The following is a 5,392-nucleotide window of genomic DNA, read 5'->3' on the forward strand; positions in this document are numbered from 1 at the left end:
GCGCCCAGCGATCGACCACGCCGGCCGGGCAGGGTTCGCCGGCCATCACCAATGCCGTTGACTCCAATCCCTCGGGGGAAAGGACTTGCACCGCCGAGGGGGTTTGAGTCAATACGTCGACGTGCTCGCCGACCAGCACCTCGTGTAGGTCTGGTGCACCGTCGAGTGATTCGGGCACGACCACCAGGCGCCCGCCGCGCAGCAGCGCACCAAAGATTTCCCACACCGAGACGTCGAAGGCCAGCGAATGACATAGCGCCCATACCCCGGGCGCGGGCAGCCCGGCATCTAAAGACCTCAACAGTTGGGTCACGTTGTGGTGGGTGATGGCCACTGCCTTGGGTGTCCCGGTGGTGCCCGAGGTGTAAATCAGATACGCGATGTCCTCAGGCGCCGGGGTGGGCAGCGCGGTGCTGGGCTGAGCGCCGATACGCGCATCGTCGAGGTCGATGATCACCACGTCATGGCCGTCGAGTCGTGCGGCCAGATCAGCGTGAGCAAGCACGGCGATCGGGGCGGCATCGGCGAGCATGAACTCGATCCGCGCCGCCGGCAACCCCGGGTCGATCGCCAGGTAGGCCGCCCCGGTTTTCAACACCGCCAGCATCGCCACAACCGCCTCGGCCGAGCGTGACACCAGCAACGCCACACACTGCCCGGGGCCGGCGCCATAGCCAACCAACAAGTGCGCCAACCGATTCGCCGCCTGATCAAGCTGCCGATACGTCCACGACCGCCCCCCACACCGCAACCCCACCGACTCCGGGACACGCTCAACCTGCGCACCAAACAACACCGGAATCGACACCGGCGTGCTCACCGGCCGGGTCAACGCCGCCCGATTCCCGACCACATCCAGCCAGGCCCGCTCACCCTCATCGAGCACATCCACCGACGACAACACCCGCCCCGGATCAGCAGCCATCGCCACCAACACCCGCCCCAACCGCTCGATCAGCGTCTCGATACTGGCGGCGTCGAACACGTCGGTGCGAAACTCCACCATTCCGCCAATCCCGGCGGGTTCACCAGCCTCGGTCCAGCGCTCGGCCAACGAGAACGCCAAGTCCCAGCGGGCACTCTGAGTGGCCACCGGCATCGAGGTGACCTGCAGATCACCCAAGTCCAACCCGGCGGCGGGGTCATTGTCCCGCCACTTCTGCCACGTCACCGCCACCTGGAACAGGGGGTGATGGGCCAGGCTTCGGACCGGGTTGAGCCGCTCCACCAGCACCTCGAACGGCACATCCTGGTGCTCGTACGCCGCAAGGCTGCGCTGCCGCACCTGGTCCAGCAACTCGGCGACCGTAGGATCACCGGCCAGCTCAACTCGCAGTACCAGGGTGTTGACAAAAAATCCCACCAACTCGTCCAGCGCGGGATCACCGCGCCCGGCGATCGCGAATCCCACCGCCACATCGGGGCTGGCGCTGAGCTTCGCCAGCAGCAGCGCCAGTGCGGCTTGGATCACCATGAAGCTGGTCGCGTTGTGCTCCCGGGCCATCCGCGCCACCCGTTGCTGCAACTCGGCCGGCCAGTCCACGGTCACAGTTGCGCCGTCGTAATCGGCCACCGCCGGATAGGGCCGATCGGTAGGCAGCTGGAGTCGCTCGGGCATCCCGGCCAGCGCCTGCTCCCAGTAGGCCAGCTGCGCGGCGATAGGGCTATCGCTGTCGGCGAGGTCACCCAGCAGTGCCCGCTGCCACAACGTGTAGTCGGCGTACTGCACCGGCAACGGCTCCCAGTCGGGAGCCCGTCCGGCACACCGGCTGGCGTACGCTACACCCAAATCAGCGACCAGTGGGGTGATCGACCAGCCGTCGGCGGCGATATGGTGCATCACGGTCACCAGCGCATATTCGTCATCGGCGAGCCGGAAAAGTGTTGCTCGCAAAGGGATTTCGGCGGCCAAATCGAAGGTGTGACGCGCCGCCGCGTCGATGGCTTCCTGCAACCGCGCCGCTGGCCAGCCGCTGGCATCAACGACATCCCAACCGAATTCGGCCCGCTCGGGTGGCACCACCAGCTGCTGAGGTACCCCCTCGAGTGCAGCAAACAGCGTGCGGAGGCTTTCATGACGTCCTACCACATCGGCGAGCGCCGTACTCATCGCCTCGACATCAAGTGCGCCACTTAACCGCAGCGCGGTCGCCATGTTGTAAACCGGCGACGGCCCCAGTAATTGATCGATGAACCACAGCCGCTGCTGGGCAAACGACAACGGCACCACCGCAGGCCGCTCCACCGCCTGCAACAGGGGCAGCCGCACCGCACCCGTACCGATACGGCCCGCCAAGCGGGCAACCGTAGGCGCCTCGAACACGGCGCGCACCGAAAGATCGTCGTTCAGCGCGGCGTTGATCGCCGCGATAAGCCGCATCGCCGAAATGCTGTCGCCACCCAGATCGAAGAATGAGTCGTCGACCCCGACGCGATCCACACCGAGCACCTGGGCGTAGATGCCGGCCAGGACCTCCTCGATGGCGCTGCTCGGCGCACGATACTTGCCGGCGGTAGTGGTGTAATCGGGTGCGGGCAGGGCGCGAGTGTCGAGTTTGCCATTGGGGGTGAGCGGTAGCGCCTCGATCGACACGACGGCCGCGGGGATCATGTAGGCGGGCAGCCGATCGGTCAGCCGGGCCCGCACCTCGGCAGGTTCCGCGGTCCCTGTGATGTAGCCGATCAGCCGTTTGTCACCGGGGCGATCCTCGCGGGCGATGACCGCCGCTTGTTTAACCCCGTCCAATTCCGCGAGGGCGGTCTGGATTTCGCCGAGTTCGATGCGATAGCCGCGGATCTTGACCTGCTCATCAGCGCGGCCCAAGTACTGCAGCTGCCCATCGGCGCGCCAGCGCACCAGATCGCCGGTGCGGTACATCCGGTGTCCCGGCGGGCCGAACGGGCACGGCACAAAACGCGACCCGGTCAATGCGGCCCGGCGCACATACCCGACCCCCACGCCGAGACCGGCCACATACAGCTCCCCGGTGATCCCGGCAGGCACTGGTCGCAGCCACCGATCCAGCACAAACAACGCCGCGGTGGGCACCGGTATACCGATCGGCACCACCTCAGACCCGGGCACCAACGGCGCGCTAACGGCCACACACATCGTCGTCTCGGTCGGGCCATAGGCATTGAGCAACACCCGCCCGGGCGCCCACCGGTCCACCACTGGGGCCGGGCATGCCTCGCCTGCCATCACCAATGTCAGCGAGTCCAAACCATCAGTCGAGAGCACCGCCGCCGCCGACGGCGTCTCGGTGAGCACGCGGACCGATTCGCCGACCAGCACGTCGTGGAAGTCATCCGGCGAACGGGTCACCGACTCGGGCACCACCACCAGGCGCCGACCCCGCAGTAGCGCCATCCAGATCTCCCACACCGAAACGTCGAAGGCCAGCGAATGAGACTGGCTCCACACCTCGCCCGCCGGCAGGCCAGCATCCAGTGATGCCACCAGCTGGGTCACGTTGTGGTGAGTGACGGCAACGCCTTTGGGCGTGCCGGTGGTGCCGGAGGTGTAGATGATGTAGGCGATGTCGTCGGGCCCCGGCGCTGTTGGTGCCGTGCCGGGTTGGGCGCCAACTGCGGGGTCATCGATATCGATGATCACCACGTCATGGCCGTCTAGCCGTCCGGCCAGGGCAGCGCTGGTGATCGCGGCTATCGGCGCGGCGTCGGCGAGTAGGAACCCGATCCGGGCCGTCGGTACCGTCGGGTCGATCGGCAGATAAGCCGCCCCGGCCTTGAGGACTGCCAAGATGGCCACGATTGCCTCGGCCGAACGCTCCAAGAGCAGCGCCACACACTCACCGGGGCCTACACCTTGGCCAGCGAGCACGTGTGCCAACCGGTTGGCGGCGTCGTCGAGCTCCCGATATGTCATGGAGCGGGCCTCGAAGGTCACCGCCGCCGCATCCGGGGTGCGGGCCACCTGGCCTGCGAACAACACCGGAATCGATACCGCGAGTGGTGCGGTCCTGCTCAACACTGCGCGGTTGCCGGTCTGATCCAACCGGGCGTGCTCCTGTTCATTGAGCAGATCCATCGACGACGCCGGCCGGGCCGGGTCCGCGGTCATGGCCACCAACACCCGCTGCAACCACTCGATGAGCATTTCGATGGTTTCCGCTTCGAAAGCGTCGGTGTCGTATTCGACGCGAAGGCCCAGTTCGCGGCCAGGCGTGGCTTGCACCGTCAGGGGGTAGTGGTTGTATTCGCGGCCGGTGAAATCGGTGATGGCCAACTCGTGGTGACCCACCAGCGCGGCGGTGTCGATCGGGTAGTTCTCGTAGACAAACAGGGTGTCGAACAGCTGTTCCTGACCGGTGAGCCGGTGGATCTCGCTGAGCGCGATGTGCTGGTGCTCAAGGGTGTCGTTGTGGGCCCGTTGCAGCTGGTCCAGCAGGTCAGCGGTGGAGGTTGTCGGCGTGATTATCGCCCGCACCGGAATCGTGTTGATCAGCAGGCCCACCATCGATTCCGCGCCGGCCAGCTCAGCTGGCCTCCCGGAGACAGCGGTGCCGAAGACGACGTCATCCTGACCGGTCAGCCACATCAGCAACTGCGCGAACGCGCCGTGCAGCACAGTGCTGACGGTGGTGTGGGATGAGCGGGCCAGCTCGCTAACGGCCTGTGTGGTTTCCTCAGGCAGCTGAGACGATTTGACGCTTCGCGGCCCCAGCCCTGAGTGCCGCGCCGGGGCGACCAGTGTGGGGGCGTCCAATCCGGCGAGGACCTGCCGCCAGGCGGCGCGCGCGAAATGAAGGTCGCGGTCGGCCAGCCAGGTAATGAACCTGCGATACGAGACCGCCGCGGGTAGGCGCTGACCGTAGTAGCTGACGAATATCTCCCCCAGCAGGATCGGCAACGACCAACCGTCAAGCACAATATGGTGGTTGGTCAGCACCAACCTGTGCCGCGCGTCTGCGATGCGGATCAATGCCACCCGAAACACCGGCCCGCCGGTCAGGTCGCGGACCGCGCGACGTTCGGCGGCGCAAACTCGCTTGATTTGCTCCCCGACGTCGACGCCGGCTTCCGATTCGACATACGTCCACCCCGGAGCGGGATCGGCCGGGACGATCTGTACCGGCTCGTCGAATTGTGGGCAGAACCGCGCCGCCAGGTGAGGGTGACGATTGACCACGTTGCGCACCGCATCGCGCAGCCGATTGGCGTCGAGACGGCCGCATAACGTGATATCCAGCTGCGAGGCGTACACATCGTCGTGGTTGCCGTGCAGGGTGCTGGCGTGAAAAAGCAGGCCCTTTTGCAGCGGGGTCAACGGCAAAATATCGGCGACGTGATGGCGTTGGCCTAGCTCATCGATCTGTTGCTGGGTCAGACGGGCCGGCGCGATATCCGACGGCGTTAGCCCGCCGCCACC

Annotated in this window: 1 protein-coding gene; it reads right to left on the reverse strand. The window is 66.3% G+C overall.

The features are described 5' to 3' along the window. The coding region (locus MFM001_RS24205) for a non-ribosomal peptide synthetase (RefSeq protein ID WP_116377755.1) at positions 1 to 5,392 on the reverse strand (5,392 nt) is incomplete at both ends.

Source organism: Mycobacterium sp. MFM001, from assembly GCF_003402475.1.
Lineage (GTDB): Bacteria > Actinomycetota > Actinomycetes > Mycobacteriales > Mycobacteriaceae > Mycobacterium.